The sequence below is a fragment of the Mesorhizobium sp. MC2-1-1 genome (assembly GCF_057597255.1).
On sequence record NZ_CP195205.1, the window covers coordinates 3989291 to 4013345 of the forward strand.

At 64.1% G+C, this 24055-nt stretch carries 28 protein-coding genes and 1 pseudogene; 16 read left to right on the forward strand and 13 right to left on the reverse strand.

The features are described 5' to 3' along the window. The first annotated feature begins 120 nt into the window (after window positions 1–120). From ACR64R_RS19740 to ACR64R_RS19760, 5 genes and pseudogenes are all read left to right on the forward strand, one after another. A complete protein-coding gene (locus tag ACR64R_RS19740; protein ID WP_487357969.1) occupies window positions 121–2010 on the forward strand; it encodes a potassium/proton antiporter in 1890 nt (629 codons plus the stop codon). A gap of 160 nt (window positions 2011–2170) precedes the next feature. Then, complete coding sequence (locus ACR64R_RS19745; RefSeq protein WP_487357970.1) at window positions 2171–3367, forward strand: phosphoglycerate kinase; 1197 nt, start codon at window positions 2171–2173, stop codon at window positions 3365–3367. Between the two features lie 97 nt (window positions 3368–3464). Further along, window positions 3465–4490, forward strand: a complete 1026-nt coding sequence (locus ACR64R_RS19750; RefSeq protein WP_487357971.1) for a class I fructose-bisphosphate aldolase — start codon at window positions 3465–3467, stop codon at window positions 4488–4490. Between the two features lie 250 nt (window positions 4491–4740). Further along, window positions 4741–5480 (forward strand): annotated as a pseudogene (locus ACR64R_RS19755) (DUF899 domain-containing protein). 74 nt (window positions 5481–5554) lie between these two features. After that, entirely contained in the window at window positions 5555–6280 is a 726-nt protein-coding gene (locus ACR64R_RS19760) for an SGNH/GDSL hydrolase family protein (protein WP_487357972.1), read from the forward strand. Here the strand turns inward: ACR64R_RS19760 and ACR64R_RS19765 are convergent. After that, window positions 6277–6438, reverse strand: coding sequence for a hypothetical protein (locus ACR64R_RS19765; protein WP_127225483.1), 162 nt, complete (start codon window positions 6436–6438; stop codon window positions 6277–6279). The two genes, ACR64R_RS19760 and ACR64R_RS19765, sit on opposite strands and share 4 nt — an antisense overlap. Before the next feature lie 206 nt (window positions 6439–6644). Here ACR64R_RS19765 and ACR64R_RS19770 point away from each other — a divergent pair, with 206 nt between their 5' ends. Continuing rightward, window positions 6645–6809 carry a hypothetical protein gene (locus tag ACR64R_RS19770; protein WP_487357973.1) on the forward strand — a complete coding sequence of 55 codons (165 nt, stop codon included), beginning with the start codon at window positions 6645–6647 and terminating at the stop codon, window positions 6807–6809. Between the two features lie 347 nt (window positions 6810–7156). Next, the gene (locus ACR64R_RS19775) at window positions 7157–7876 is read left to right on the forward strand and encodes a helix-turn-helix transcriptional regulator (protein WP_487357974.1); all 720 of its coding nucleotides are present in this window, start codon (window positions 7157–7159) and stop codon (window positions 7874–7876) included. Window positions 7877–7948: 72 nt separating this feature from the next. On the opposite strand, the gene ACR64R_RS19780 is transcribed toward ACR64R_RS19775, so the two are convergent. From ACR64R_RS19780 to ACR64R_RS19790, 3 genes are all read right to left on the reverse strand, one after another. Beyond that, a complete protein-coding gene (locus tag ACR64R_RS19780; RefSeq protein WP_487357975.1) occupies window positions 7949–8641 on the reverse strand; it encodes a DUF1013 domain-containing protein in 693 nt (230 codons plus the stop codon). Between the two features lie 254 nt (window positions 8642–8895). Further along, complete coding sequence (locus ACR64R_RS19785; protein WP_487357976.1) at window positions 8896–9036, reverse strand: DUF1127 domain-containing protein; 141 nt, start codon at window positions 9034–9036, stop codon at window positions 8896–8898. A 297-nt stretch (window positions 9037–9333) separates the two neighbouring features. After that, window positions 9334–10341 (reverse strand): NAD(P)H-quinone oxidoreductase, encoded by a 1008-nt coding sequence (locus ACR64R_RS19790; RefSeq protein WP_487357977.1) that lies wholly within the window; start codon window positions 10339–10341, stop codon window positions 9334–9336. Between the two features lie 112 nt (window positions 10342–10453). Here ACR64R_RS19790 and ACR64R_RS19795 point away from each other — a divergent pair, with 112 nt between their 5' ends. The 3 genes from ACR64R_RS19795 to ACR64R_RS19805 all read left to right on the forward strand — a co-directional run bounded on the left by ACR64R_RS19795 (window position 10454) and on the right by ACR64R_RS19805 (window position 12307). After that, window positions 10454–10648, forward strand: coding sequence for a DUF1192 domain-containing protein (locus ACR64R_RS19795; RefSeq protein WP_487357978.1), 195 nt, complete (start codon window positions 10454–10456; stop codon window positions 10646–10648). 103 nt (window positions 10649–10751) lie between these two features. Next, entirely contained in the window at window positions 10752–11999 is a 1248-nt protein-coding gene (locus tag ACR64R_RS19800; protein WP_487357979.1) for an MFS transporter, read from the forward strand. A gap of 32 nt (window positions 12000–12031) precedes the next feature. Then, window positions 12032–12307, forward strand: a complete 276-nt coding sequence (locus tag ACR64R_RS19805) for an ArsR/SmtB family transcription factor (RefSeq protein ID WP_487357980.1) — start codon at window positions 12032–12034, stop codon at window positions 12305–12307. A gap of 53 nt (window positions 12308–12360) precedes the next feature. Here the strand turns inward: ACR64R_RS19805 and ACR64R_RS19810 are convergent, their stop codons facing one another. From ACR64R_RS19810 to ykgO, 5 genes are all read right to left on the reverse strand, one after another. Then, the gene (locus ACR64R_RS19810) at window positions 12361–12825 is read right to left on the reverse strand and encodes an SRPBCC family protein (RefSeq protein ID WP_487357981.1); all 465 of its coding nucleotides are present in this window, start codon (window positions 12823–12825) and stop codon (window positions 12361–12363) included. Window positions 12826–12835: 10 nt separating this feature from the next. Continuing rightward, window positions 12836–13171 (reverse strand): ArsR/SmtB family transcription factor, encoded by a 336-nt coding sequence (locus tag ACR64R_RS19815; RefSeq protein ID WP_487357982.1) that lies wholly within the window; start codon window positions 13169–13171, stop codon window positions 12836–12838. A gap of 6 nt (window positions 13172–13177) precedes the next feature. After that, window positions 13178–13834 (reverse strand): glutathione S-transferase family protein, encoded by a 657-nt coding sequence (locus ACR64R_RS19820; protein ID WP_487357983.1) that lies wholly within the window; start codon window positions 13832–13834, stop codon window positions 13178–13180. Window positions 13835–14036: 202 nt separating this feature from the next. After that, window positions 14037–14657, reverse strand: coding sequence for a tetratricopeptide repeat protein (locus tag ACR64R_RS19825; protein ID WP_487357984.1), 621 nt, complete (start codon window positions 14655–14657; stop codon window positions 14037–14039). Between the two features lie 178 nt (window positions 14658–14835). After that, a complete protein-coding gene (gene ykgO / locus ACR64R_RS19830) occupies window positions 14836–14961 on the reverse strand; it encodes a type B 50S ribosomal protein L36 (RefSeq protein WP_040974291.1) in 126 nt (41 codons plus the stop codon). 246 nt (window positions 14962–15207) lie between these two features. On the opposite strand from ykgO, the gene ACR64R_RS19835 reads away from it, so the two are divergent. After that, window positions 15208–15633 (forward strand): lysozyme inhibitor LprI family protein, encoded by a 426-nt coding sequence (locus tag ACR64R_RS19835; protein WP_487357985.1) that lies wholly within the window; start codon window positions 15208–15210, stop codon window positions 15631–15633. Between the two features lie 4 nt (window positions 15634–15637). Here ACR64R_RS19835 and ACR64R_RS19840 read toward each other — a convergent pair whose 3' ends face one another. The 3 genes from ACR64R_RS19840 to ACR64R_RS19850 all read right to left on the reverse strand — a co-directional run bounded on the left by ACR64R_RS19840 (window position 15638) and on the right by ACR64R_RS19850 (window position 17531). Continuing rightward, window positions 15638–16714: a 5-(carboxyamino)imidazole ribonucleotide synthase gene (locus tag ACR64R_RS19840; RefSeq protein ID WP_487357986.1), complete on the reverse strand. Its 1077-nt coding sequence runs from the start codon at window positions 16712–16714 to the stop codon at window positions 15638–15640. Continuing rightward, a complete protein-coding gene (purE, locus tag ACR64R_RS19845; protein WP_487357987.1) occupies window positions 16711–17208 on the reverse strand; it encodes a 5-(carboxyamino)imidazole ribonucleotide mutase in 498 nt (165 codons plus the stop codon). The genes ACR64R_RS19840 and purE overlap by 4 nt, the downstream gene beginning before the upstream one ends. A 119-nt stretch (window positions 17209–17327) precedes the next feature. Next, on the reverse strand, window positions 17328–17531 hold the full coding sequence (locus tag ACR64R_RS19850; RefSeq protein ID WP_487362496.1) for a YdcH family protein: 204 nt from the start codon (window positions 17529–17531) through the stop codon (window positions 17328–17330). A gap of 243 nt (window positions 17532–17774) precedes the next feature. Here ACR64R_RS19850 and ACR64R_RS19855 point away from each other — a divergent pair, with 243 nt between their 5' ends. From ACR64R_RS19855 to ACR64R_RS19875, 5 genes are all read left to right on the forward strand, one after another. Next, window positions 17775–17954 (forward strand): YdcH family protein, encoded by a 180-nt coding sequence (locus ACR64R_RS19855; protein ID WP_126064062.1) that lies wholly within the window; start codon window positions 17775–17777, stop codon window positions 17952–17954. 242 nt (window positions 17955–18196) lie between these two features. After that, the gene (ispG, locus tag ACR64R_RS19860; protein WP_487357988.1) at window positions 18197–19447 is read left to right on the forward strand and encodes a flavodoxin-dependent (E)-4-hydroxy-3-methylbut-2-enyl-diphosphate synthase; all 1251 of its coding nucleotides are present in this window, start codon (window positions 18197–18199) and stop codon (window positions 19445–19447) included. A 31-nt stretch (window positions 19448–19478) separates the two neighbouring features. Next, window positions 19479–20312, forward strand: coding sequence for a transglycosylase SLT domain-containing protein (locus ACR64R_RS19865; RefSeq protein WP_487362497.1), 834 nt, complete (start codon window positions 19479–19481; stop codon window positions 20310–20312). A 23-nt stretch (window positions 20313–20335) separates the two neighbouring features. Further along, on the forward strand, window positions 20336–20887 hold the full coding sequence (locus ACR64R_RS19870; RefSeq protein ID WP_487357989.1) for a chloramphenicol phosphotransferase CPT family protein: 552 nt from the start codon (window positions 20336–20338) through the stop codon (window positions 20885–20887). A gap of 39 nt (window positions 20888–20926) precedes the next feature. After that, a complete protein-coding gene (locus ACR64R_RS19875) occupies window positions 20927–21679 on the forward strand; it encodes a Stf0 family sulfotransferase (RefSeq protein WP_487357990.1) in 753 nt (250 codons plus the stop codon). Here the strand turns inward: ACR64R_RS19875 and ACR64R_RS19880 are convergent, their stop codons facing one another. After that, window positions 21680–24013: a response regulator gene (locus tag ACR64R_RS19880; RefSeq protein ID WP_487357991.1), complete on the reverse strand. Its 2334-nt coding sequence runs from the start codon at window positions 24011–24013 to the stop codon at window positions 21680–21682. Between the last annotated feature and the right edge of the window lie 42 nt (window positions 24014–24055).

The window sequence follows — 24055 nt, forward strand, 5'->3', positions numbered from 1 at the left end:
GCCGGGCGTTTTTTATTGGCCGGCTCGGCCAAAAACCACGCTGTTGCCTTGCACTGGTCATGTCTTCGCCCCACTCTCTGGTAAAGCGGGAACACAGAGGGTTTTGAGGGGCAATAGTGGATGGAGCATGCGATCTATCTCGTGACGCTGGTCGGCACGGCGCTCATTGTCGCCGCCGCGTTTTCGAGCCTGATCGCCTTCCGCTTCGGCGCTCCCCTGTTGCTCCTCTTTCTGTGCATTGGCCTTGCCACCGGCGTCGACGGCCTCGGCATCGAATTCGATAATGCGCGGCTGGCTTATTTTGCCGGCTCACTGGCCCTGGCCATCATCCTGTTCGATTCCGGTTTCGGCACGCCGCTCAACGCGCTGCGGCAGGCGGCCGGCCCGGCGCTGTCGCTGGCCACGATTGGGGTGATCCTCACCACCGGCATCTTCAGCGTTGCCGCGTTCTATTTTCTGAAGCTGACCTGGCTGGAATCCTCCCTGCTCGGCGCAGCCGTCGCCTCGACTGATGCCGCCGCCGTCTTCTTCCTGCTGCGCGCCGGCGAGATCCACCTGCGCGAGCGCGTGCGCGCGACGCTGGAAGTGGAATCCGGCACCAACGACCCGATCGCCATCTTCCTGACCATCACGCTGGTCGAGATCATCGCCGCGCACGCCAACCCCGAGGCCAATGTGCTGGCCGCCAATCTTCTGCTCGGCTTCCTTGCCAATATGGGCCTTGGTGCCGTGATCGGCGTTCTTGGCGGCTTCGGCATCGTGCGTCTTGTCGAGCGGCTCAATCTCGACCACGGCCTTCTGCCGATCTTCGTGCTGACGCTGTCACTGATGGTGTTTGCCGCCGCCGGCGCCATAGGCGGCTCCGGCTTCCTCGCCGTCTACCTGGCCGGACTGATCGCCGGCAATTCCGACATTCGCGCCGTCACTATCCTTAAGCGGTTCCAGGACGGCATGTCGTGGCTGGCACAGATCATCATGTTCCTGATCCTCGGCCTGTTTGCCACGCCCTCGCAGTTCCCGGCGATCCTGATACCGGCGATCCTGCTTGGCCTGTTCCTCATCTTCGTGGCGCGGCCTTTGGCCGTCTGGCTCTGCCTGATCCCGTTCCGCCTGCCGCGTCCCGAGGTCGCTTTCGTCTCCTGGGTCGGCCTGCGCGGCGCGGTTTCCATCCTGCTTGCCATCACGCCGCTGCTTGGCGGGCTGGAGCATGGCCGCTTGATCTTCAACGCCGCCTTCATCATCGTGCTCGTGTCGCTGGTAGTGCAGGGCTGGACGGTCGGTCCATTGGCGCGACGCCTTGGCCTGATCGTGCCGGCGCGTCTCGGGCCGCTCGATAAGGTCGAGCTCGAATTGCCTGGCTCGGCCCATCACGAGTTGCTTGCCTATCGCGTGGCGCCTGGCAGCCCGGTGGCGCGCGGCGAGCGCATCCCGCGCTGGGCAAGGCCCTCGCTGGTGCTGCGCGACGGCCGCTCGATGCGCTTCCAGGACATGGGCCGACTCGCCGCAGGCGATCAGGTCTACATCTTCGTCCCGGACCGCTACCCGCGCCTGCTCGACAAGCTCTTCGCCAGCCGCGCCGTGGTCGATCCCGAGGATGCCGACTTCTTTGGCGCCTTCGCCGTCGACCCAGCCCGCTCGGCGGCCGAGTTGGAGGCCGCCTATGGGCCGGGCCTGACCGAGGCCGAACAGAAGCTCACAGTGGCCGCGCTGGTTTCTGAGCGGCTCGGCGGCCGCCCCGAATATGCCGACCGCGTGGTGATCGGCCCGATCGAGTTGATCGTGCGCGATGTCGACGAGAAGGGCAGGATTACCGGCCTCGGCCTGTCCTTCGAGCCGACTGCGCCGGTGGCGCGCGTGCCGGTCTTCCTGAGCGCCGGCGAGATCGGCGACCGCGTCGCCGCCCTCATCCGCAACTGGCGGGGGCCAACGGAAAAGCGGGAAACGGAGGACGCGCCGGCCGACCTCGCGGCGCCGGCACTCGATGGTCAGAAGGCAACCACCGACGGCTGATGTCTCACGGCGACATCATTTTTGCGCGCGCGCTTCAACGCGGCCCTTGCATCGTCCTTCGCGCCGGGTAAGGTCGCCGCGTTTTCGCTGGAGCAATTCCAGGAGAAGTGTGGGCGGTTTTCCGTCCGGAATTGCGTCAAGGCACAAGGAAGGAACGAGCATGGCCGGCTTCAAGACACTCGATGACATCGGCTCCGTCAGTGGCAAGCGCGTCCTGGTGCGCGTCGACCTCAATGTTCCTGTCACCGACGGCAAGGTGACCGACGCCACCCGCATCGAACGCATCGCCCCGACCATCGCCGAGCTCTCCGGCAAGGGCGCCAAGGTTATCCTGCTTGCGCATTTCGGCCGCCCGAAGGATGGCCCCTCGCCCGAGTTTTCGCTCGAGCCGATCGCCAAGGCCACGGCTGAGGTGCTCGGCCGTCCGGTCGGCTTCGCTCCCGACTGCGTCGGCGACAAAGCCGCCGAAGCCGTCGCCGCGATGAAGGACGGCGACGTTCTGCTGTTCGAGAACACCCGCTTTTACAAGGCCGAGGAGAAGAACGACCCGGCCTTCACGGACAAGCTCGCCGCCAATGGCGACATCTATGTCAACGACGCCTTTTCGGCCGCGCATCGCGCGCATGCCTCGACCGAAGGCCTGGCGCATAAGCTGCCCGCCTATGCCGGCCGCACCATGCAGGCGGAGCTCGACGCGCTGGAAAAAGGCCTGGGCAACCCGGTTCGGCCGGTGGTCGCCATCGTCGGCGGCGCCAAGGTCTCGACCAAGATCGACCTGCTGATGAACCTGGTGAAGAAAGTCGACGCGCTGGTGATCGGCGGCGGCATGGCCAACACCTTTCTTGCTGCGCGCGGCACGGATGTCGGCAAGTCCCTCTGCGAGCACGATCTCGCCGCAACCGCCAAGCAGATCATGATCGAGGCGGCCGAAGCCGGCTGCGCAATCATTCTGCCCACCGATGGCGTGGTAGCCAAGGAGTTCAAGGCGGGAGCCCCAAGCGAGACCGTCGCCATCTCGGAAGTGCCGGCCGACAGCATGATCCTCGATGTCGGCGCAAAGACCGTGCAGAGCGTCAACGACTGGATCGACCGCGCCGCGACGCTCGTCTGGAACGGCCCTCTCGGTGCGTTCGAGATCGAACCCTTCGATCGTGCCACGGTGGCGGCAGCTAAGCATGCCGCATCTCGCACCAAGGACGGCAAGCTGGTCTCGGTCGCCGGCGGCGGCGACACGGTGTCCGCGCTCAACCATGCCGGTGTGGCAGACGACTTCACCTATGTCTCGACGGCCGGCGGCGCGTTCCTCGAATGGATGGAAGGCAAGCCGCTGCCAGGTGTCGAGGTGCTGAAGCGCTAGAGCGCCAGTTTCTTTCATCGATTCACGCTTTCCGGCGTCATTCCTTTGGCGGTAATGTTCTGCTAGCGCGGAACAAACGCAGCCTAGGAGAGCACCCATGAGCGAACGTCTCGAAGATATCGCCGCCGCGATGGTGAGCGGTGGCAAGGGCCTTTTGGCCGCCGATGAGAGCTCCGGCACCATCAAGAAGCGCTTCGATGTCATCGGCGTCGAATCCACCGCTGACAACCGGCGCGACTACCGCGAGATGATGTTTCGCTCCTCTGGCGCGATGACCAAGTACATCTCCGGCGTCATCCTCTATGACGAGACAATCCGCCAGAAGGCGGTCGACGGCACGCCACTGGTCGATATCATCAAGGCGGCAGGTTCCATTCCGGGCATCAAGGTCGATCTTGGCGCCAAGCCTCTCGCCGGCTTTCCCGGCGACACCATCACCGAAGGCCTCGACGGCCTGCGCGAACGGCTCGCCGATTATCACAGGCTCGGCGCCCGTTTCGCCAAATGGCGCGCTGTGATCGATATCGACACCGGCAAGGGGGTGCCATCGGCCAACTCGATCGCCTCGAACACTCATGCGCTGGCCCGCTATGCCGCGCTCTGCCAGGAGGCCGGCATCGTGCCGATCGTCGAGCCGGAAGTGCTGATGGATGGCGCTCACTCCATCGACACCTGCTACGAGGTCTCGAAAGCGACTCTGGTCAAGCTCTATGACGAACTCTACGCGGCGCGCGTCGTGCTGGAAGGCTCGATCCTGAAGCCCAACATGGTGATCTCGGGCAGGAAATCGGGAAGGACCGACAGCCCCGAGGAAATCGCCGAAAAGACGATAAAGCTGTTCCGCCAGGTGGTGCCGGCGGCGGTGCCCGGAATTGCCTTCCTCTCAGGCGGCCAGGAGGACGAGGAGGCGACCGCCAACCTCAACGCCATCAACGCCATCGGCCCACACCCTTGGAAGCTGACCTTCTCCTATGGCCGCGCGCTGCAGGCCGCGCCGCAGAAGGCGTGGAGCGGCAAGGCATCGAACATCGCCGCCGGCCAGGCCGCCTTCACCCACCGCGCCCACATGAACCATCTGGCGGCGCTCGGAAAATGGGAGCCGGCGCTGGAGAAAGCCGCCTGACGCAACTGCCCTTCATGAGTTGAAAACCCGGGCCACTGGCCCGGGATTTGCTTTTGTGCGCCCCGTTCCTACCTGATGGAGCGAACACGGCGGCCGATGCATGTCGCCCAGAATGTGCTGGTTTGGGAATACGACATGCATGGAAACGAAGCCATAAACCGCATCGCCTGAATCCGTTTCAGCGCGACGCGCTCTATGTCGGATCGCGCCCATGTCGAACGTCCTTGGCAGGAGAGGACAGGAGATGGCCATGCAACGCAACGCCGTGGTTTCGCGCGAAGACTGGTTCGAGGCGCACCGGAAGCACTTGGAGCGCGAGAAGGAGCTGACGCGGCTGCGCGATTGCGTCACCGCCGAACGGCGGCGGCTGCCCTGGCTCAAGTTGCGCAAGGACTACGTCTTCGAGAGCGAGCTGGGGCCGAAGCGCCTCGCCGAACTGTTCGCAGACAGGAGCCAACTCATCGTCTACCACTTCATGATGACGCCGGGATGCGGCCATCGTTGCACCGGCTGTTCGTTCCTTGCCGATCATATCGATGGCGCGGACCAGCATCTGCGGCACCATGACGTTTCCCTGGTCGTCGTCTCGCGAGCACCGCTGGCGGAGATCCTGCCTTTCAAGCAGCGCATGGGCTGGAGGTTCGACTGGGTATCCTCCTACGCGTCCGATTTCAACTTCGACATGCAGGTCTCCTTCACGGACCGGCAGATCGCGTCGGGCGACACCATCTACAACTTCGAGAAACGCCCGCTCAGATCGAGGATCTGCCCGGAACCAGCGTGTTCTATCGGGGCGAGAACGGCGACGTCTTTCTCACCTTCATGTCGCGTGCCCGCGGCGGCGACCCGCTGATCGGCGCATATCACTACCTCGATATGACCCCCAAGGGCCGCGATGAGACCGGCCCCTATCACGGCTTGATGGACTGGGTGCGGCTGCATGACGAATACCAGGAGAGGACGGCGGATCGGGCGGACTGCCGCGAGTGACCGGCAGGTCTTTCATGGCGATCCGAACATGCTCTAAATGGCTCCCAGCTATCCATGGGGATTTGTCATTCAGCATGCTCGCCTTCCTCACCTGGCTCGCCTTCCCGATCTATGTCTGGCAGGGCCTCGGCGTGCGCCGTCGCACCACCCGCATGCTGCCGGCACAGGGTCCGGTCATGCACGAGGTCGGGGGCCAGGCGCCGGCTATTTCGCTGCTGGTGGTGGGCGATTCTTCGGCCGCATCGGTCGGCATCGAGCAATCGGAATACGGGCTTGCCGCGCAGCTTGCCGGCCTGATCGCCGAACGCACCGGCCGCGCCGTGCGCTGGCGCGCCGCCGGCTTCAATTCGGCGACCTCCGGCCAGATACGCGACTATGTGCTGCCCAACCTGTCCTCCGGCCCGTGGACGCATATCGTGCTTGCCATCGGCACCAACGACACCAAGAACTTCCATTCGGTGTCGCGCTTCAAGAAGGAATTCGGCGGCCTGCTCTACGCGCTGCGCGCCAAATGGCCGGAAGCGCGCGTGGTCTGGTCGCCGGTGCTGGAATTCACCCGCGCGCCGGCAATGCCACCGCTGCTCGGCAGGATCCTCGAGATCCGCGCAACCGAGATGAACCGGATGGGCGTGCGGCTCTGCAACGAGCGCGGCGCCATCGCCGCCGCGCGACTGCCGATCACCAATCCCGAGGCCGGTTTCGCCTCCGACGGCTTCCACGCCTCCGAGGCAGGCTATCGCGCCTGGGCGGAGCATCTGTCGGATTTCGTGCTCGGCGACAAAGCGAGCAGCCCGGCTTAGGTCCAGTGGCCCAGGACAGCGGCGAGCGAGATCGCGGCCATGGCCAGCAACGCCAGCTTCCAGAAATCGCCGCGTCGCTTCAACCCCGGCCACCCGAGCGGCTTGATGATCTGGATCAGCATGATGCCACAGATGACAAGGGCAAGCAGTTTCGTCATGCCGCCTTTGATCAGCAACGATGGCGGCTGTCAAAGCCCTTCTTGAGGCAGATCCCGGTCGGCTCGTTGCTGACGGAGATGGTATCCGCCCACGCCTGCCAAGGCTGACGTTCCACGTTCTTCGCTACCCTGCCAACTTCCTGACAGACTGCTGTCAGGAGGGCTGTGAGATACTCTTGTCATCGAAAAGAGAGAGGAGTGAGGTCATGAACGGGTCAACCATTCTGCGCGGCGTTCAGCACTATGTCGGCAGGATCCGCGCTGTGCGCAACGAAATCCGTACTCAACGTTTCCTGAGCACCTTGCCGGCGGATATTCGCAAGGATATCGGCTGGCCGGACCTATACGCCGGCCGCGTGCGCGAGAACTGAAATCTTGGCATCCGACTTGGATTATGGCGCTCCCACGCCCAGATGTAATGCCACCTAGGCTCAAGGTCCTGGAAGGAAGCCTTGTTTTTAGGCAACATCACTGCTGCCTCCTGACAGAATGCTGTCAGGAGGCATGCGGTAATTGCATTTGTTCCGATCCTGACATCAACGAACAGGAACCAACGATCCGGAGTCATCCGCGTATGGAGGAAAGCTGGGACGACAGACTGGGCCCGCCAGGCATCAACTGGATCGAGACGTCAGCGCGATTGTCGTTCAAGGCGAGGTTCGTTGCCGCGCAGCGCGAGCGCGAAGGACAAGAGCCATAAACCCCGGGGGAGAATTCGATGCGCCGTGCCGACAGGCTTTTCCAGATCGTGCAGCATTTGCGGGGTGGCCGGCTGGTCACAGCGCAGAAGCTCGGCACGTGGCTCGAGGTTTCGGAGCGCACCATCTACCGCGACATAGCGGACCTCCAGTCGACCGGCGTGCCGATCGACGGCGAGGCGGGCGTCGGTTACATGATGAGGGAGGGTTTCGACCTTCCGCCGCTGATGTTCACCCGTGACGAGATCGTGGCGCTGGTTGCCGGCGCCCGCATGGTGCGCGCCTTTGGCGGCGCTGCGATGGCAAGGGCTGCCGACGAGGCGCTGGTCAAGATCGGCGCCGTGCTGCCGGATACCGAGAAGGACCGCATCGCCCGCACCGAGATACACACACCTATGTGGGTGGTGAGCGACGCCGCGCGCGAGGCGATCGACCTGATTGAGCGTGCTGTCGAGAAACGGCAGGTGCTGACCATCGACTATTCCGACGAGGCGGGCCGCGGCACCGCGCGCGACATCAGGCCCTTGGGCCTGTGGTTCTGGGGCAAGGTCTGGACGCTGGTCGCCTGGTGCGAGATGCGCGACGATTTCCGCGCCTTCCGCATCGACCGCATCGCCTCGGTGGTCATCGCCGGCCGCATCTTCAAGCCGGAGCGCGGCAAGCAGCTCGCCGATTTCTACCGCGCCGTCGAGCGCTCAGAGAATTACGGCATGGCGCCCGACCGCGCGGCGCGGACATGACTTCCTCCCAAGCCATTGTCCAAAAGAAAAGCCCGCTCGAAGCGGGCTTTTCTTTTGGGCGGGCCGGGAGACTTACTCCTGGTCGTCGTCCTCGTTTTTGGACTTCAGCGCCGAGAGCTTGGCGAAGACGGCGTTGGCGTCGAGCTCCTGATCCTCGTTCTTCGGCTTCTCCGGCGCGGGCACCAGTCGTTCGGTAAGCGCGGCGGGCAGCAGCGTGTCGCCCACGGGCTGCGCCTGCTCGCGACCGCGCGAGGCGCGGTTGACCTCGAGGTCGAGGTCGATCTGCGAGGTGAGGCCGAGCGTCACCGGATCCATCGGCTGCAGATTGGCCGAGTTCCAGTGCTTGCGTTCACGGATCTGCTCGATCGTCGACTTGGTGGTGCCGACGAGACGCGAGATCTGCGCGTCCTTGAGCTCGGGATGGTTGCGGACCAGCCACAGAATGGCGTTCGGCCGGTCCTGCCGCTTCGACAGCGGCGTGTAGCGCGGGCCTTTGCGCTTCGATTCCGGCACCCGCACCTTCGGGTCCGACAGCTTCAGCCGGTGGTTGATGTCCTTCTCGCCGCGCGCGATTTCGTCGCGCGTTAGCTGGCCGGTGATGATCGGGTCCATGCCCTTGATGCCTTGCGCCGACTCGCCGTCTGCGATCGCCTTGACCTCGAGCGGATGCAGCCCGCAGAACTGTGCGATCTGCTCGAAGGAGAGCGCGGTGTTGTCGACCAGCCAGACGGCGGTCGCCTTGGGCATCAGCAGCGAATTGGCCATATCAAAAATCCTTCTCGTTCGCCCGCGTTCCCGCGCGGGCGGTGGTTTAGAGCCACCAAAATGGGAAATTCGCGGCCTGTATAAACGCTCCCTCGAATTTTCGCAATGTTTTTGGGAAAGGGCTGTTTTACGGCCTTGGAAAGACAAAACCCGCTGGACGAGGTCCAGCGGGCTTGGAACCGGAAACGAAGCAAGCGTCTCGACGGCTCTGGCTTGCATGTCACGGCCCGGCCTTGCGGTCGGGCTGCGTCTGGTTACACCGCCTGGCGGGCGATGCGCTCGATGTCGGCACGGTTGATGCCGAGGTCGCTCAACTGGCGGGCATTGAGCTTGTTCAGCTCGCGCACGGTCTCGTTGTACATGCGCCACTTACGGTAAGCACGGATCGGGTTCATTTTGGTTCTCCAGTCGTGTGATGAAATCTTTCGATGCCGCGTAAATAGGCATGCATGCCCAAAAAATGAACGGACGCTTTTGCATGGCCGCAATGCGTTTTGTGCAATGCAGCATTAAGATTTCATTCAGCTATCCCACAGAATACGCCGGCGCCACGGGATGTGCGGAGATTCAGGTCAGGCCGAGACGAAAATGGCAGGCTCCGAGAACCGGAGCGGAGCGTGCTTCACTACGTGACCACCGAAACCGCAGGAAGCTTCCATTGCAGGCTGGCCCCACCTGAATGTGGGCTCATCCTAGCCGACGTCGAGCACGATCTTGCCGATATGCTCGCCCTCTTCCATCCGCTCATGCGCCCTCCAGGCCTCTGTCAGCGGAAAGATCATGTCCATGACGGGCGCCACCTTGCGGGTGCCGAGCAGCGGCCACACCTGGGCTTCGAGCGCGGCGGCAATGGCCGCCTTGAACTCGACGGTGCGCGGGCGAAGCGTCGAGCCGGTATGCGTCAGCCGCTTGACCATGATCTTGGAGAAGTCGGCGCTCGCGACCGCGCCCGCCTGCACCGCGATCTGGACGATTCGTCCCTCGACGGCCGCCGCATCGTAGTTGCGTCCGACATAGTCACCACCGACCATGTCGAGGATGACGTCGGCGCCCTTGCCGCCGGTCGCGTCCTTGACCTGAGCGACGAAATCCTCCTCGCGGTAGTTGATCGCCCGATCGGCGCCGAGCTTCAGGCAGGCGTCGCACTTTTCCTTGCTGCCGGCGGTGGTGATCACATAGGCGCCGAACGCCGATGCGAGTTGGATGGCGGTCGTGCCGATGCCGGACGAGCCGCCATGGACAAGCAGCGTCTCGCCCTTCTTCAGGCCGCCGCGCTCGAACACATTATGCCAGACGGTGAAATAGTTCTCCGGAACCGCCGCGGCCTCCGAATGGGTGAATCCGGCCGGGATCGGCAGCACACTGCCGGCGTGCACCTTGACATATTCGGCGTAGCCGCCGCCCGGCGTCAGCGCGCAGACTCGGTCGCCAATGCGCCAGCGCGATATCTCGTCGCCGAGCGCCGCGATTTCGCCTGATACTTCGAGGCCCGGCAGATCGGACGCACCTGGCGGCGGCGGATAGGCGCCCTTGCGCTGCTGCACGTCCGGGCGGTTGACGCCGGCCGCGTGCACGCGGATCAGCACTTCGCCGGGCCCGGGGACAGGCACGTCGCGGGTTTCCGGCTTCAGCGCCCTGGGGCCACCGGGCTGGGAGATCGCGATGGCCGTCATCTTAGCCGGAATATTCTGACTTGCCATGGCTTGCCGTCTCCTTATGTCGATCTGTTGTCGGCCGTTTGCATCGGCGCCCCTGCCCTATGTATGCTGATTGGCAAATCAGGCAAATGGCCAAGTAAGGGAGGAGCGACGGATGGCGATCTTCGACGACGAACCCCGCAAGAAGCCGCGCCCGCACGAGATCGGTCAGGACCTATCGCTGCTGTCCGTGGACGAATTGTCCCAGCGCATTGCGATGTTGCGTGACGAGATCGCCAGGCTGGAGACCGAGCGGGCAGCCAAGGGCGCCACAAAATCCGCTGCGGAGGCGCTGTTTCGCCGCGGATGAATCCCGGCGCGCTTGTCCGCTCGCCCCGGAAAAGCCTGAAAGCGACTGCCAGACCTGCACTCCGAAACAGACCCCGCCCTGAAGATTCCAGCCGGATCAGCCCATGTTTGCAACTTACAGACCGATCCTCTCGCTGCTTCGCGGCACGGCGTTCCTGCTTGCCGCATCCGGCCTGCACGGGCTGCTCCTGCCACTGCGCGGGCAGGTGGAAGGTTTTTCGACCGCGTCGCTCGGCCTGATGGGCACGGCCTGGGCCGGCGGCTTCGTCGCCGGCTGTTTCTTCGCGCCGCGTCTCGTGCGCCGCGCCGGCCATGTCAGGGCCTTCGGCGCCTTCGCCGCGTCGGGCGCGATCATCGCGCTGCTCACCGGCCTCATCATCGACGAGTATTTCTGGATCCTTTTGCGCGCCTTCACCGGCTTCACCATGGCCGGCGCCTTCATGGTCATCGAGAGCTGGCTGAACGAGAAGGCCACCAACGAGAACCGCGGTACAGTCTTCGGCCTCTATATGATGGTTACCTATGCCTCGATCATGGGGGGCCAGATGATCGTCGCTGGCGGCGACGTGCGCTCGGCCTCGCTGTTCATGATCACCGGTATCCTGTTTTGCTTGTCGCTCATCCCGACGGCCGTCTCGACGCAGTCGACGCCGAAGCCCCTGCAGGACGTCAAGCTCGACGTAAAAAGCCTTTATGCGAATTCGCCTGTGTCGGCGGTTGCATGCCTTCTTATCGGCATCGCCAACGGGGCCTGGGGTACGCTCGGCGCAGTCTACGGGGCTCGCATCGGTATCTCGACCGCCGAGATCGCGCTGATGATGAGCCTTGTCGTCATCTCCGGCGCCGCCATGCAGCTTCCGGCCGGGCGGCTGTCGGATACAACCGACCGTCGCTTCGTGCTCGCCGGAGCCGCCTTTGGCGCGGCCCTGGTCGCGGTGCTGATCTTCCTGTTCGCGCCGCGTTCTGGCGTATTCGTCATCGTGATGACCGCCGCCTATGGCGCCTTCGCCTATACGCTCTACTCGATCGCGGTCGCGCATGCCAACGACCACGCCCGCGCCGAGGACTTCGTCAAGGTTTCCGGCGGCCTGCTGCTGCTTTACGGCTTCGGCACAATGATCGGCCCGCTTTTGGCCGCGGCTCTGATGGGTTCGGTGCGGCCGGAAGGGCTTTTCCTTGCAACCGCGCTCGCGCATCTCAGCCTCGCCGGCTACACGCTTCTGCGCATCCGCGCCCGTGCGCCGGTGCCGATCGAAAGCCGCGATGCCTTTAAAACCCAGCCCTCCGAGCGCGCGGTCACGCCCGAGGCGTTGCGGCTCGATCCACGCAGAAAGATTGAAACCAATAGTTGAGATTCTCGGGGCTTTGCCTCACAAATAAAGGCATGATGTTTTCTGACGCCTTTGTGGCGATAGCCGACCCGAACAGACGTTATCTCTTGGAAGAACTCCGGCGCGGCCCGAAGACAGTGAACGAGCTGGCTGCCGGATTACCCGTCTCGCGACCGGCCGTTTCCCAGCACCTGAAGGTCCTGCTCGACGCCGGCCTCGTCAATGCGAAGGCCGAAGGTACGAGGCGCGTCTATACTGTCTGCAGCGCGGGCTTCCTCAGGCTCAACATCTGGCTCGACCAGTTCTGGGAAACATCGCCGGGGGAATGACTGATGGGGACAGGGTCGCGCACTCGCGAAGGTGGTTGCACCTCGGCCGCGCCTCAGTCGGCCGCCGCAAGTGCCGCGCCAAGCGCGTCGAGCAACTCGCCGGTTCCGTGCTCGCGGGTGGCCGGCGTATCGATGCCGTCGAAGAAAGCCCCCTGCTCCGTCAGGACAAGTCGAGTTCCCGTGCCTTCCGCGATGAGCTCGATGGTTGCAAGCGAGACCGAAACGCGGGTCTCGCCGAACAGCAGTTCGTAGCTGTAGACGATGCGCTGGTTCGGCACGATGTCCTGGTAGACCGCATTGAAGAAATGCATCTGCCCGTCGCTGGGGCAGCCGGCGTTCACCTCCTTGCCGCCGACACGAAAATCCATTTCATGACGGCTCGGCATCGGATTGTCGGGATCGACGAACCAGCGCTTCTTGGCCGACGGATCGCTCAGCGCGAAATAGACCTTGGCCGGCGCCGCCGGATAGACGCGCTCGATGACGAATGTGGAGTGGACAACCGATCGCTCGCTCATGGCGGCTCCTTCAGGTTTCATCTTTGGTTTCGGCAAGGAAATCGCCCAGGCGGTCCAGCCGGCGCTCCCAGGCGAGCCGCCGCTCGTTGATCCAGCGCTCGGCGGTGCTCAGCGCCTGCGGCTCGATCCGGCAGGTCCGCACCCGGCCAAGCTTCTCGGTCCTGACCAGGCCGCTTGCCTCGAGCACGTTGAGATGCTGGACGACGGCCGATAGCGACATCGCCAGCGGTTCGGCCAGCTGGCTGACCGAAGCCGGTCCGCGCGACAGCCGATCCACCATCTGCCGCCGCGCGGGGTCGGCCAGCGCCTGGAACATCAGGTCGAGCTGGGCGGCATCGTGCAGCATGGACGGCTAGCCGTTATTGTACGGGAAGAACTTGAAGTAAGGTCCGGCTTCCTCGATGACGCGGACGAAGGACGGCCGCGCGAGCAGCCGGTCGTGGTAGCGGCTCACCGCCGGGAACTTGTCGCCGAACGGCTCGACCTTGTTGGCGTAGAACAGCGCCGGCGATGCGGCGCAGTCCGCCAGGGTGAAGGTATCGCCCGCCGCCCAGGTCTTGCCCTGCATCTCCTGTTCTATGATGGCGTAGGAGTTGCGCAACTGCGCGCGGGCCTCCTCGACGCCGAACGGGTCGGTCTTGTCCTTTGGCCGCAAGCGGTCGCCGACGATCTTCTGCATCGGGTGCTGCACGTAGAGATCGTAGAAGCGGTCCGCCTGGCGAACCTGGAGGGCGAGATCGATGTCGGCGGGAACGAGCTCGACCGACCCCGGATAATGCGCGGCGAGATATTCTACGACGATGGTCGATTCCAGCACAGTGCGATCCCGCGCATCGTCGCGCAGCGCCGGCATTTTGCCGGTCGGCGACACCTTCAGGAAGGCCGTGCGAGAAGCCTCGTCGCCGAGGTCGACAAACATCGGCTCGAACGACGTGCCGTTCTCGTACAGCGCGATGAGCGGCTTCCAGCAGAACGAGGCCAGCGGATGGAAATGCAGCGTCAAGGACATTTCGGCTCTCTTTCGCAATTGGCGATCCGATCAATACTGAAGTGATTGCTTCACTATTACCGCCAATGGCTCAAGTCAAGGCCCCATCCTGTCGGCGCTGACAAGCGGCCGCGCGGCGAGCCGCCGGCAGAAGGCTTCGGGGCACCTGAACCGGATTGAGGCGGCGCGCTTCAGGACAACAAAGCGACGGAGGTCGCGGGAATCAGATGCCCTCGCCGGCCAGTTCCTCGGACAGCGTCGAAACCTGGGCCTGGGCGCTGCGCATCATCGGATAGATCGCGAGCACCTTTTGCCATGCCTCCAGCGCCGATTGCTTATGGCCGGTCTCGGTCATGATCTGGGCGAGGCCGGAGAGCGCGCCGAAATGGCGGGGCTCGAGTTGCAGGGTGCGGTCGATGTCGGCCATCGACTTCCCGTAATTCTTCATCAGGAAATGCACGGTGGCGCGGCGGTTCCAGCCTTCGGCGTAATCAGGCTGCAGGGTCACCACCTGGTCGAGGAAATCGAGCGCGACATCGAATTTCTGGTCTTCGGTCGCCTTTTGCGCCCACTGCATCATCAGGTCGATCGAGGCGCTGCCGGACTGGTTCCACTCGTTCCAGATGCGGCCAGCGATGCGCTCGGCGGCCTTCTCGTTGCGCTCGCGTTTCAACTCGGTGAATAGCTGGTCGAGACGGCCCTGCTTGGTCGGAGCGGCCGGCGGCGGTGTCGCGGCGGGCGGCCCCGCATCTGGAGGCAGGGCGCCTTGCACCACTTCTGCGCCTGCGGGCAAAGCCGTGCCGGACAGCAAAAGGGCGGCGAGAAATGCAAAACGAATCCGCATCGCCGGAATCTAATCCCGGACGGCGGATCATCCAAATGATTTTAGCGTGAGGGGCCGGCGAACCGGCGCCCAACATCAGCGGCGCGACATTGTCTCATTGTGCATGTCGTTGTCCCAAAACCGCTTCGCACTTTGGGCGGCATGCACTGCGCCGCGCGCAGCAAGCTGCGCCCAAATCTCAGCCCTGGCGCGCCTTGTAGCGCGGAGCGGTCTTGTTGATGATGTAGATGCGTCCCTTGCGGCGAACCAGCCGGTTGTCGCGGTGACGCGCCTTGAGCGCCTTGAGCGAATTCTTGATCTTCATGGTCTTGCCTGTTCGGTCAGGGCCCGTCCCGGGCCGAATTTTAAAGGCGCGCCCGGAAAAAAAGCGCGCCTTTGAACTTGCGTGGCTCATAAACGAGGAGTGTCGCCCGTGTCAACCACATGACGATGTTCGAATGCCACAGGTTGACCGGCATATCAAAATATTCGCAATCCCGGCGGCGCGGCATTGCGCGACTCAGAAGCGGCTGGAATGGTGCAACCTCGGCGAAACGACCGGAGATTCCAAATGCGCGGCCTCCTTGCGTCCGTCTGTTTGCTCCTGCTTGCGACCGCTCCTGCCGCCTTTGCCCAGGATTGCGACCGCAACGACGACAGCCAGTCGATGCTGAATATCTGCGCCGAAGCCGACTATCAGGCCGCCGATGCCAAGCTCAATGCCGCGTACGAGAATATCCTCGGCAGCAACGATCTGGCCTCGAACAAGCTGCTGCAGACGGCGCAGCGCGCCTGGATCGCCTTTCGAGACGCCGAATGCGCCTATTCGACAGCCGACACCGGTGGCGGTTCCATCCACCCCATGGAGGTTTCGCGGTGCCTGACGAAACTGACCAGCGAACGGATAGAACAGCTCACGTCCAAGGCCAGCTGTAAACTGAGCGACCCGAGCTGCGCCGGCTCGGACGCAAGCGGCGACGACCAAGATATGCAATAGGGCCTTATCGCGACCTGATGAGGCGCGTGAAATGGCCCATCTTGCGGCCGGGGCGCGACTCGGCCTTGCCGTAGAGATGCAGCATCAGGTCGGGCTCGTTAAGCAGCGCCGGCACCTTCAGCATGTCGTCGCCGATCAGGTTTTCCATCACGCAGTCAAAATGCCGGGCGGGAGAACCCAGCGGCAGGCCGGCGACGGCCCGGATATGCTGCTCGAACTGCGAGACCACGCAAGCCGCCTCCGTCCAGTGGCCTGAATTATGCACGCGTGGCGCCAGCTCGTTGGCCAGAAGCGAGCCATCGGCAAGCACGAAGAACTCGACGCCGATGACGCCGAAATAGTCGAGCGCCGACAGGATTTTCGCGGCCGCGTCCTTGGCGGCGGCGGCCGTTTGCGGGCCGATGGTCGCCGGCAAGGTCGACGTTCGCAATATGCCTTCGCGGTGAACGTTTTCGGCCGGATCGAAGGCGGCGACGGTTCCGTCGAGGCCGCGCGCGGCAATCACCGAAATCTCGCGCTCGAAAGCGACGAGCGATTCCAGGATGAGCGGCACGTTGCCCATCGCCTCGCAGGTGCCGGCAAAGCCGCCCGTTTCCATGTTGCGGAAGACACGCTGGCCCTTGCCGTCATAGCCCATGCGGCGGGTTTTCAGCACGCCGCTGCCGTTGAACGTACTCAGCGCCTCGGTCAATTGATCGTCATTGTCGACCGGGCGAAATTCCGCCGTCGGGATCCCGATGCCGTTCAGGAAGCCTTTCTCGGTGACGCGATCCTGCGCCACCTTGAGCGCGCGTGCCGGCGGATAGACCGGCACCGTTGCCGCCAGCGTTTCGGCGGCGGCGACCGGTACATTCTCGAATTCATAGGTGACGACGGCACTGGCGGCGGCCAGTTCGGCAAGGGCGGCGGGATCGTCATAAGCGGCCACGATCTGCCGGTTGGCGACCTGGGCGGCCGGACAGTCGGCCTGGGGCTCCAGGACAGTGATCCGATAGCCGAGGCGGGCGGCAGCCATCGCCAGCATGCGGCCGAGCTGGCCGCCGCCGATGATGCCGATGGTCGATCCGGGCGCCAGGCTCACGGCGTGTCCGTCGGCTCGTTGGCGACCTTTGCGGTCTGGGCGGCGCGCCAGGCGTCGAGCCGCGCCGCGAGCTTGTCGTCGTTGAGCGCCAAAACGGCGGCGGCAAGAAGTGCTGCATTGGCCGCGCCCGCCTTGCCGATCGCCAGCGTGCCTACCGGGATGCCGGCCGGCATCTGCACGATGGAAAGCAGTGAATCCTGGCCCGAAAGCGCCTTGGACTCCACCGGAACGCCGAACACCGGCAGCGACGTCATGGCCGCCGTCATGCCGGGCAGATGCGCCGCGCCGCCTGCGCCGGCGATGATCACCTTGTAACCGGCGGCCTTGGCGCCCTTGGCGAATTCATAGAGGCGGTCGGGGGTGCGGTGCGCAGAGACGATCAGCCTCTTGTGCGGGATGCCCAGCGCCTCCAGCGTTTCGGCGGCCTGGCGCATCGTCGCCCAGTCGGACTGGCTGCCCATGATGATGGCGACATCGGCACGCTGATCGGTCAAGGTATCGCTCTCCCGCGGCAAAGGCGCGCCTTAGCGGAATTCGCCGGCAGCCGCAAGGATTCGCGCGATGCCTGCGGTCCTCTCAGCCTGCATTCCGGGCCTTGGCTATCGCCGCCGCTTCAGGCGATGATGTCGGGAATGATGCGGTCTTCCAGCGCCGACAGCCGGTCTTTCATCACCAGCTTCTTCTTCTTCATGCGCTGGATCTGAAGCGGGTCGCAGCCCGTGGCGATCATCGCGTTGATCGCGGCGTCGAAATCGGCGTGTTCCTGTTTGAGCCGGGAATATTCGAGGCGTATTTCAGCCTGTTCCTGTTCGGACATCATCTACCGTCTGCGTATGCATCGCCCAATCGGGCTGTTTGGGCGGGACCGGTTGGGACGTGTTGGTCGGCGACCGGCGCGCGGCTCATATCACATTTCACCTTGTCGTGGAATGCTACCACGTGTCATTCGACATTGGGATCGGTTGGTGGCAAACTGTCATCGTGCCGTCACAGTCTCAACCTGCGGTGGACGTGCCTGCGACGGCTGCAATCGAGGAAACCATGAAAGGGAGAACCAATCATGTCTCTTGCATCCCATCTTGATGAGTTGCAGCGGAAACACGGTGACATCGAGCGCGAGATCACCGATGCGATGAACCATCCATCGGTGGACGACCTCGAAATCGTGAATCTCAAGCGACGCAAGCTGGCAATCAAGGACGAGATTGAAAAGCTGAAGGCTAGCCCGACCACGCACTGAAGCTCTTCCAGGCACCATCGCCGCAACCCGCCGCGGTGAAACGTCCGGTGGCATCGATGCCACCGGCCCGGTGCTCTTTAATACAAATCTACGGAAAACTCGCTCGCGAATCTCGCGCCAGGTCCTGGTGGTGATTTTCGCATGGCCGCGGCCGATTCGCAGGCTGGCCTGTGCCCTGCCATTGACAAGCCATCTTTGCTCCGCCACCTCATGCCGGGAACTCCCAGATGAAGGTGGCCGGCATGACCGGATATTTTTCTTCTCCCTTCCCGCGGCGCACGTCGGTCGGCGTATCGGTCGGCGGTGTTATGGTTGGCGGCGGCGCGCCCGTCGTCGTGCAGTCCATGACCAACACCGACACCGCCGATGTCGACCAGACCGTCGCCCAGGTCGCGGCGCTGCACCGCGCGGGCTCGGAAATCGTACGCATCACTGTCGACCGCGACGAGAGCGCGGCGGCGGTGCCGCGCATCCATGAGCGGCTGCTCAGGCTCGGCATCGACGTGCCGCTGGTCGGCGACTTCCATTATATCGGCCACAAGCTGCTCGCCGATCATCCGGCCTGCGCCGAGGCGCTGGCCAAATACCGCATCAATCCCGGCAATGTCGGCTTCAAGGACAAGAAGGATCGCCAGTTCGCCGCAATCGTCGAAATGGCGATCAGGCACGACAAGCCGGTCCGCATCGGCGTCAACTGGGGCTCGCTCGATCAGGAGCTTCTGACCCGGCTGATGGACGACAACCAGGCCAACGGCTCGCCGCTCACCGCCCAGGAGGTCACGCGCGAAGCGATCGTGCGGTCGGCGATCCTGTCGGCCGAGATGGCCGAAGAGATCGGGCTCGGCCGCGACAAGATCATCCTGTCGGCCAAGGTGAGCGGCGTGCAGGACCTGATCGCCGTCTACACCGAACTTGCCATCCGCTCCGACCACGCGCTGCATCTTGGCCTGACCGAGGCCGGCATGGGTACCAAGGGCATTGTCGCCTCGTCCGCCGCCATGGGCATCCTTCTGCAGCAAGGCATCGGCGACACCATACGTATCTCGCTGACGCCGGAACCAAATGGCGACCGCACGCGCGAGGTGCAGGTGTCGCAGGAACTGCTGCAGACCATGGGCTTCCGGCAATTCGTGCCGATCGTCGCGGCCTGCCCCGGCTGCGGCCGCACCACGTCGACCGTGTTCCAGGAGCTTGCCCAGGGGATCCAGGCAGACATCCGCAAGAACATGCCGGTGTGGCGCGAGAAATACCCCGGCGTCGAGAACCTCAAGGTCGCGGTGATGGGCTGCATCGTCAACGGCCCCGGGGAATCCAAACACGCCGATATCGGCATATCGCTGCCCGGCACCGGAGAGACACCGACGGCGCCCGTCTTCATCGACGGCAAGAAGGCAGCGACGCTGCGCGGACCGTCCATCGCCCGCGATTTCGAGAAGATGGTCGCCGACTATATCGAGCAGCGCTACGGACACGGCAAGGCCGCGGCCGAATAGGTCGATGACGCTTCTGCCGCGCGCGACAGTGATGCTGGCTTGCGCGCTCATCCTCGTCGGTCAGGCATTCGCCGACCCGCCGCAGTCGCGGTCGGCCGCGAAACGCCTCATTTCCCGCGTCTGCGATCTGATCGAGGCGCAGGCCCGGCAGAATGGCCTGCCCAGGGATTTCTTCGCCCGGCTGATCTGGAAGGAGAGCCGCTTCGATCCGAACGCGGTGAGCCCGGTCGGCGCCGAAGGCATCGCGCAATTCATGCCCGGAACCGCCAAGATGCGCGGCCTGGACAATTCTTTCGACATCGAGCAGGCCATTCCCGCCTCGGCGAAATATCTTGCCGAGATGAAGGCGAGCTACGGCAATCTCGGGCTTGCGGCGGCCGCCTACAATGCCGGCGAGAGCCGTGTGTCGCGCTGGCTCGCCTCAGGCGGCTTCCTGCCGATGGAGACGGAAAGCTATGTCTTCGACGTCATGGGCGAGCCCGTCGACAAGTTCGCGGACAAATCCTATGCCGGCACCGTCCAGCCGCTCGATCCCAGGATGAGCTTCGCGGTTGCCTGCCGCCGGCTGCCGGTGATCATGTCGCAAACCGTCGCCATGGCTTCGATCAACGTCAAGCCCTGGGGTGTCCAGGTGGCCGGCAACTTTCGCCGATCGGCGGCGATCGCCCAATGGCTGAGGGTCAGGGGCCGGTTCCCGGCCTTGCTTGTCAGTCATGACCCGGTGGTGAGCCGGGTGCGAACGCCGATCGGCCGGCGCGGGATCTACGCGGTCAGGATCGGCGCCGACTCGCGCGCCGAGGCCGACGGCATCTGCAACAAGCTGCAAAGTGTCGGCGGCGCCTGCGTGGTATTGCGCAACCGCTGATGCCAACTTAGGGGTGGCAAGGGATGACAGCCAAGATTGTGCTGCTCAACGGTGTCGGCAGCGTCGGCAAGACCTCGATCGCCAAGGCATTGCAAAGGATAACCGCCGAGCCGTATCTGCATGTGCAGATGGACGCATTTTTGGAAATGCTCCCCGAGGCATTGCAGGAAAGCTTGCCGGGCTTCGCCTTCACGACCATTTGGGAGGACGGCAAACCATCGGTAGCCATCAAGGCCGGGCCGGTCGGCAGGCGGGTCATGCAAGGCATGCGGGACGCCGTCGCGGCTATGGCGAGCCGGGGCAACAATCTCATCGTCGACGATGTGATGATTGGCAGCGAAATGGCGCAGTATCAGGCACTGCTGTGCGACTTTCACCTTTCCAGCGTGGGCGTGTTCGCGCCGCTCGACGTGCTCGAGGCCCGCGAAAGCGAACGTGCGGACCGATTATCCGGTCTTGCGCGCTGGCAGTTCGGGCGCATGCACAGGGATGTCGCTTACGATCTCGAGGTCGACACCAGCGTACTTACCGCGCAGGAGTGCGCTCTTCGCATCCAACAGCGATTTCGGCTATAGCCGGAGGAAATCGATCCGGCTCCAATGGGCGGCGAGTCTATGTTCGACGCATACATTATCTGCGGGACGCCCAGAACCGGCAGCACCTTGCTGTGCGACCTGCTGACCTCGACCGGGAGAGCCGGCGCACCGCACTCATTCTATCGTCGCCAGGACATCCTGGAATGGGCCGAGGATTGGGGGCTGCCCGCCCGCGGCACGATGAGCGAGTCCGGCTTCAATGTCGCCTATCTAAGCGCGGCAATCGCGGCCGGCAGGGGTGGGACTGGCATTTTCGGGCTGCGCCTGATGCGGGAAAACCTGGACGAGCTTTCGGCCATCCTTGACCAGATCCATCCGGGACTTCCATCGGACATGGCGCGTTTCGAAAAGGCCTTCGGCCGGGTGCTCTACATACACCTTTCGCGTCAGGACAAGCTCGCGCAGGCTATCTCCCTCGTCAAGGCAGAGCAGACCGGCCTTTGGCACGTCGCCCCTGATGGAACCGAGATCGAGAGAGTCGGACCGCCGCAAGAGCCGCGCTACGACTTCGAGCGCATCAAGGGCGAAGTCAGTCAACTCGAAGCCTGTGACACGGCCTGGAACACGTGGTTCACGCAACAGGGCATCGCGCCGCTGCGGATTGGCTATGAGCGCCTTGCCGGCAATCCGGCCGCCGAGCTAATTTGCATTTGCGAGGCGCTGGGGGTTCAATCTCCGAACGTCGATGACGTAAAACCGGGCGTGGCAAGGCTTTCCGATATGACGAGCCTCGATTGGATACGCCGGTATCGTCTCGACGCGGCGGTCTGATTACGCCGTCTTTGCCGTCACGGTCTCGCTGAGCCAGGTGCCGATCTTGGCGCCGAGGCGGTCGGGGGAGACCGGCTTCGGCAGGTAGTCGTCCATACCGGCCTCGATGCATTTTTCGCGGTCGCCTTTGAGCGCATGCGCAGTGACGCCGATGATCGGCGTGCGCTCGCCGTTCTGCCCTTCGAGCGCCCGGATGGCGCGGGTCGCCTCGTAACCGTTCATCTCCGGCATGGAGACGTCCATCAGCACCAGGCGGGGGCGCAGCGCGCGGTACATCTCGACCGCCGTGCGGCCGTTGCCGGCGATGCGGTAGCTCAGTCCGAAACCGTTGAGGATCTGGCCGAAGACCAACTGGTTCACGTCATTGTCCTCGGCGATCAGGATGTCGATCGGGCCGGCCGGCGGGACCGGCTGCTCCGCTACGGCCGGCACGGGCACTGCCGGGCCGCGGATAACTGTGAAGGCCGGCGGGGCCGCCTGGGCCGCGACCGGCTCGCGCACGAAATGCGCCTTGCCGCCTTGCGTGCGCGCCTTCTGGATGGCGGAGATCACGGTGCCCAGCAGCACCGCCGAACGCGCCGGCTTGGTAAGATGCGCGACGATGCCGAATTCGATCACCATCCGCCCGAAATCGACCTGATCGACCGAGGTGAGCAGCACGACCGGAATGGAGGAAAGTCGGCTGTCGGCGGCGATCGCCCTCGCGACATCGGCGCCGTTCATGCCGGGCATCTGGTAGTCGAGGATGATGCAATCGACCGAGGCGCCGAGCTGGCAGGCGCGGTCAAGGAAGGCGAGGCCGACGGCGCCGCTTTCGGCGGCCGCACAGTCGAAGCTCCAGCTTCTGAGCTGTTCCAGCAGGATCTCGCGGTTGACCGGATTGTCGTCAATGACCAGCACCCGGGCGCCGGTGACGTCGACCGGCACCAACTTGTCGCTCGCTTCCTGGCTGTGCGCCGGCAACGGCACGGCGAACCAGAAGACGGAGCCGCGGCCGATCTCGCTTTCGACGCCGATCTTGCCGCCCATCAGGTCGACGAGCCGGGCGCTGATCGCAAGGCCAAGCCCGGTGCCTTCGTGGCGGCGCGTCGAGGAACCATCGACCTGGGCGAACTTCTCGAACACGCTTTGCAGCTTTTCGGCCGGGATGCCGATGCCGGTATCCTCCACGCGGACCTTGAGCTGGACGACGCCGTCGACGACGTCGCCGCCGACATCGACCAGCACATGGCCCTTCTCGGTGAACTTCACGGCATTGCCGAGCAGGTTGGTGACGATCTGGCGGAAGCGCCCTGCATCGCCGACGACGAAGGCCGGCAGGCGCGGATCGACGCGCACGATAAGCTCGAGGTTTTTTTCGGCAACGCGCGCCGACACCAAGGTCGCCACGTCCTCGACCGCCTCCGCAAGGCGAAACGGGGCGGGGTCGAGCGTCAGCTGGCCGGCATTGATCTTCGAGAAGTCGAGGATGTCGTTGATGATGGTGAGCAGCGCGTTGCCGGATTTGACGATGACCTCGGTGAAGGTCTTCTGGCGCGGCGTGAGCTCCGTCTTGGCTAGCAGTTCGGCCATGCCGAGCACGCCGTTCATCGGCGTGCGTATCTCATGGCTCATATTGGCGAGAAATTCCGATTTGGCGCGGTCGGCGGCCTCCGCCTTGAACAGCGACGCCGCGCTCTCGGCGAAGGCGCGGCGGATCGCATTCTCCATCGGACGGAAGATCAGAGCCGCGGCGATGGCGAGCACGGCGATCAGCAGGCCGCTTGCCCAGAGGAGCAGCCTGTCGCTGGAGGCGTCCGCGAGGCGGCGCTCCTCGTCGAGCGCGGTGCGCACGCGCACCAGCATCGGCTGGGCGAAAAGGTCGTTCTGGTTGCGGATCTCGCGATAGCTCCATTCGTCGACCTTCTGGGCCGCCGACATCAGGTTGAAGTTGCGCACCATGTCGCGCGCCGACCAGAACAGGTCGCCGTTGACCGAGGCGGAATCGAGCGCATTGATCGTGTTGCGGGACAGTTTCGGCCTGATCGCCGCAAGCTCGGCATTCAGGCCTTCGATCTCGCCCGTCAGCCGTTCGGAGTGGCCGCGCGCGGCGGCCGTCAGCGCATCGCGCGTCTCGCTGCGCCAGGCGGTGCCGGTCGTCTCCGCGAAATTCGTGGCGTTGCGCAGGTCGCGGGCGAAGATGACGGCATTGCCGCTGAGAGCATCCACCTCGTGACGGAACGAGTTCACCCGGTTTAGCGCGTACATCACCGCGGTCGAGGCCAGCGCGAAGATCAGCAATCCGGAAATGTAGCGGATCCGGATCGACCGGAGAAAGGACGAGTATTCCGGCATGCGCAACCCCAACACATACGCACAATTGTAGCGGTCGGGATT

Bases quoted from the DNA above. Each gene is read 5' to 3' on its own strand.
- ACR64R_RS19775 (WP_487357974.1), top strand. From the start codon at position 7,157: ATGCGCCGTGCCGACAGGCTTTTCCAGATCGTGCAGCATTTGCGGGGT.
- ACR64R_RS19855 (WP_126064062.1), top strand. From the start codon at position 17,775: ATGTCTCTTGCATCCCATCTTGATGAGTTGCAGCGGAAACACGGTGAC.
- ACR64R_RS19835 (WP_487357985.1), top strand. From the start codon at position 15,208: ATGCGCGGCCTCCTTGCGTCCGTCTGTTTGCTCCTGCTTGCGACCGCT.
- ACR64R_RS19750 (WP_487357971.1), top strand. From the start codon at position 3,465: ATGAGCGAACGTCTCGAAGATATCGCCGCCGCGATGGTGAGCGGTGGC.
- ACR64R_RS19815 (WP_487357982.1), bottom strand. From the start codon at position 13,171: ATGCTGCACGATGCCGCCCAGCTCGACCTGATGTTCCAGGCGCTGGCC.
- ACR64R_RS19870 (WP_487357989.1), top strand. From the start codon at position 20,336: ATGACAGCCAAGATTGTGCTGCTCAACGGTGTCGGCAGCGTCGGCAAG.
- ACR64R_RS19745 (WP_487357970.1), top strand. From the start codon at position 2,171: ATGGCCGGCTTCAAGACACTCGATGACATCGGCTCCGTCAGTGGCAAG.
- ACR64R_RS19765 (WP_127225483.1), bottom strand. From the start codon at position 6,438: ATGACGAAACTGCTTGCCCTTGTCATCTGTGGCATCATGCTGATCCAG.
- ACR64R_RS19780 (WP_487357975.1), bottom strand. From the start codon at position 8,641: ATGGCCAATTCGCTGCTGATGCCCAAGGCGACCGCCGTCTGGCTGGTC.
- ACR64R_RS19880 (WP_487357991.1), bottom strand. From the start codon at position 24,013: ATGCCGGAATACTCGTCCTTTCTCCGGTCGATCCGGATCCGCTACATT.
- ACR64R_RS19825 (WP_487357984.1), bottom strand. From the start codon at position 14,657: ATGCGGATTCGTTTTGCATTTCTCGCCGCCCTTTTGCTGTCCGGCACG.
- ACR64R_RS19790 (WP_487357977.1), bottom strand. From the start codon at position 10,341: ATGGCAAGTCAGAATATTCCGGCTAAGATGACGGCCATCGCGATCTCC.
- ACR64R_RS19770 (WP_487357973.1), top strand. From the start codon at position 6,645: ATGAACGGGTCAACCATTCTGCGCGGCGTTCAGCACTATGTCGGCAGG.
- ACR64R_RS19740 (WP_487357969.1), top strand. From the start codon at position 121: ATGGAGCATGCGATCTATCTCGTGACGCTGGTCGGCACGGCGCTCATT.
- ACR64R_RS19820 (WP_487357983.1), bottom strand. From the start codon at position 13,834: ATGTCCTTGACGCTGCATTTCCATCCGCTGGCCTCGTTCTGCTGGAAG.
- ACR64R_RS19785 (WP_487357976.1), bottom strand. From the start codon at position 9,036: ATGAACCCGATCCGTGCTTACCGTAAGTGGCGCATGTACAACGAGACC.
- ACR64R_RS19800 (WP_487357979.1), top strand. From the start codon at position 10,752: ATGTTTGCAACTTACAGACCGATCCTCTCGCTGCTTCGCGGCACGGCG.
- ACR64R_RS19760 (WP_487357972.1), top strand. From the start codon at position 5,555: ATGCTCGCCTTCCTCACCTGGCTCGCCTTCCCGATCTATGTCTGGCAG.
- ACR64R_RS19865 (WP_487362497.1), top strand. From the start codon at position 19,479: ATGCTGGCTTGCGCGCTCATCCTCGTCGGTCAGGCATTCGCCGACCCG.
- ACR64R_RS19850 (WP_487362496.1), bottom strand. From the start codon at position 17,531: ATGTCCGAACAGGAACAGGCTGAAATACGCCTCGAATATTCCCGGCTC.
- ykgO (WP_040974291.1), bottom strand. From the start codon at position 14,961: ATGAAGATCAAGAATTCGCTCAAGGCGCTCAAGGCGCGTCACCGCGAC.
- ACR64R_RS19810 (WP_487357981.1), bottom strand. From the start codon at position 12,825: ATGAGCGAGCGATCGGTTGTCCACTCCACATTCGTCATCGAGCGCGTC.
- ispG (WP_487357988.1), top strand. From the start codon at position 18,197: ATGACCGGATATTTTTCTTCTCCCTTCCCGCGGCGCACGTCGGTCGGC.
- ACR64R_RS19795 (WP_487357978.1), top strand. From the start codon at position 10,454: ATGGCGATCTTCGACGACGAACCCCGCAAGAAGCCGCGCCCGCACGAG.
- ACR64R_RS19805 (WP_487357980.1), top strand. From the start codon at position 12,032: ATGATGTTTTCTGACGCCTTTGTGGCGATAGCCGACCCGAACAGACGT.
- ACR64R_RS19875 (WP_487357990.1), top strand. From the start codon at position 20,927: ATGTTCGACGCATACATTATCTGCGGGACGCCCAGAACCGGCAGCACC.